Annotated in this window: 6 tRNA genes and 1 rRNA gene; all 7 read left to right on the top strand. The window is 48.6% G+C overall.

What is annotated here, in order from left to right:
* A 16S ribosomal RNA gene (locus tag BZJ17_RS16965) occupies positions 1-223 on the top strand; the annotation flags it as partial.
* Between the two features lie 81 nt (positions 224-304).
* Positions 305-380 (top strand) — tRNA-Glu (locus tag BZJ17_RS16970).
* A 3-nt stretch (positions 381-383) separates the two neighbouring features.
* A tRNA-Lys gene (locus BZJ17_RS16975) sits at positions 384-459 on the top strand.
* A gap of 78 nt (positions 460-537) precedes the next feature.
* Positions 538-613 (top strand) — tRNA-Lys (locus BZJ17_RS16985).
* A gap of 12 nt (positions 614-625) precedes the next feature.
* A tRNA-Ala gene (locus tag BZJ17_RS16990) sits at positions 626-701 on the top strand.
* 12 nt (positions 702-713) lie between these two features.
* Positions 714-789 (top strand) — tRNA-Val (locus BZJ17_RS16995).
* A 33-nt stretch (positions 790-822) separates the two neighbouring features.
* A tRNA-Ala gene (locus tag BZJ17_RS17000) sits at positions 823-898 on the top strand.
* The last annotated feature ends 665 nt before the right edge of the window (positions 899-1,563 follow it).

Raw genomic sequence — 1,563 nt, forward strand, 5'->3', positions numbered from 1 at the left:
GTTCCCGGGCCTTGTACACACCGCCCGTCACACCATGGGAGTGGGCTGCACCAGAAGTAGTTCCCGGGCCTTGTACACACCGCCCGTCACACCATGGGAGTGGGCTGCACCAGAAGTAGATAGCTTAACCTTCGGGAGGGCGTTTACCACGGTGTGGTTCATGACTGGGGTGAAGTCGTAACAAGGTAGCCCTAGGGGAACCTGGGGCTGGATCACCTCCTTACTGACGCTATTCTTGCGAGTGTTCACACAGATTGTATAGGTTGAAGTATTRAAGAGGATATGTTCCCAAACATATCGATGCGTCCCATTCGTCTAGAGGCCTAGGACACCGCCCTTTCACGGCGGTAACAGGGGTTCGACTCCCCTATGGGACGCCACTTGGGTTGTTAGCTCAGTTGGTAGAGCAGTTGACTTTTAATCAATTGGTCACAGGTTCGAATCCTGTACAACCCACCACCCCATTCGTCTAGAGGCCTAGGACACCGCCCTTTCACGGCGGTAACAGGGGTTCGACTCCCCTATGGGACGCCACTTGGGTTGTTAGCTCAGTTGGTAGAGCAGTTGACTTTTAATCAATTGGTCACAGGTTCGAATCCTGTACAACCCACCATTTCTCAGACGCGGGGCTATAGCTCAGCTGGGAGAGCGCTTGCATGGCATGCAAGAGGTCGGCGGTTCGATCCCGCCTAGCTCCACCAAGTCTGAAGGATGGGCGATTAGCTCAGTTGGGAGAGCACCTCCCTTACAAGGAGGGGGTCACTGGTTCGAGCCCGGTATCGCCCACCATTTCTCTTTCAAAGAGAAAAGCCATATTATATTGGGGCTATAGCTCAGCTGGGAGAGCGCCTGCTTTGCACGCAGGAGGTCTGCGGTTCGATCCCGCATAGCTCCACCACTTTATTATTCGTTTTTCACAGCAGTTATCTCCTGTTGCGAAATGCTGTGTCTGAAAGCAAATAATAAAGTGGTTTGTCTTTATGATAGACACACATGCTCTTTAACAATCTGGAAAGCTGACAAGTCATTCTTAAAGAATGACAGTAAAGTTCTCAATCAGTGACAGAAATGTCACTCACACAATCAAGTGTGCTTGGGCTTTGTCTTAGTGATAAGCAAAGTCTCTATTTTGAGTCCGGCAAAAACAAAACCTTAATTAGTTGATGATTCAACACTCATCAAGTGTGCTTAATGACAGTAAAGTTCTCAATCAGTGACAGAAATGTCACTCACACAATCAAGTGTGCTTGGGCTTTGTCTTAGTGATAAGCAAAGTCTCTATTTTGAGTCCGGCAAAAACAAAACCTTAATTAGTTGATGATTCAACACTCAGTGGTTTTGCGACGCAGATTTCTTTTTTAGACAATCTCGCGCGAGGCGTTTGTCGCAGGGAGCGTAACGTGTTACGTGACCGAGCAAACGGTGAGCAAGAGGCCGTATAAAAGAGAAAGATCGAGCAAAAAGACCTTTTGGGGTTGTATGGTTAAGTGATTAAGCGTAGACGGTGGATGCCTTGGCAGTCAGAGGCGATGAAGGACGTATTAACTTGCGATAAGCCCAGAT

The sequence above is a fragment of the Salinivibrio sp. IB574 genome, from assembly GCF_001996205.1.
Lineage (GTDB): Bacteria > Pseudomonadota > Gammaproteobacteria > Enterobacterales > Vibrionaceae > Salinivibrio > Salinivibrio proteolyticus.